Origin of the sequence: Streptomyces sp. AC558_RSS880, from assembly GCF_019049255.1 — a bacterium.
Lineage (GTDB): Bacteria > Actinomycetota > Actinomycetes > Streptomycetales > Streptomycetaceae > Streptomyces.
In genome coordinates this window covers 1-770 of record NZ_JAGMUJ010000186.1, presented here as the reverse complement: position 1 = coordinate 770, position 770 = coordinate 1, and the positions used below count along the sequence as shown (strand labels likewise).

Here is a 770-nt window from a genome sequence, read left to right as displayed (position 1 = left end):
CCAAGATCCCCGACTGTGAGGATGGGGCAGCACCGCTCGAGGGTCTGACCCGATCCCCGATTGACGCTTCGGCTGTCCTCACTCTGAATCGTCGACCTTCCGGGCGGTGTCACCCGCGTGTACCGGTCGGCGATCGTGACCTCATAGAAGCGTGACCCACGTGGTCCCATCACAGTCGTGTCCGTCCGCCGGCCGGTGCGCGCGAGCCAACTCGCCGCGCACGGAAGGAACCCGGCCACCATGTCACAGCCCATCGAGGTGATCGGCGGGATCGACACCCACACCGACGTTCACCAGGCCGCCGTCATCGACACCATCGGCCGGCACCTGGCCACCGAGGCCTTCCCCACAACACCTGCGGGCTATCGGGACCTGCTGGAGTGGCTGCGTTCCCACGGCCGGGTGCTGGTTGTGGGCATGGAGGGCACCGGCTCCTTCGGCGCCGAACTCGGGCGCTGCCTCCGGGCCAATCAGATCACCGTGATCGAGGTGGACCGACCCGACCGTCGGGCTCGTCGGGCGGCAGGGAAGTCGGACTCCATCGACGCCTACGCCGCCACCGCAGTACTCGCCGGCCGCGCCACAGGCACGCCCAAGCACCGCGACGGCGCGGTCGAGGCCATCCGCGGACTGCGCGTAGTACGCGCCAGCGCAGTCAAGGCCCGTACTCAGACCATCAACCAGATCAAATCGCTGGTCATCACCGCGCCTGCTGAGGTCCGCGAAGCACTGCGCTCGCTGACCACCACCGAGCTGGTCCGACGGCTGGC

The 770-nt window shown here is 68.4% G+C and carries 1 protein-coding gene; it reads left to right on the top strand.

Going from position 1 to position 770, the window contains the following annotated elements; genetic code table 11:
- Positions 1–240 precede the first annotated feature (240 nt).
- Positions 241–770, top strand: a 530-nt coding sequence (locus KUM38_RS39450) for a transposase (protein WP_217136953.1), incomplete at its 3' end; no start/stop codon positions are given.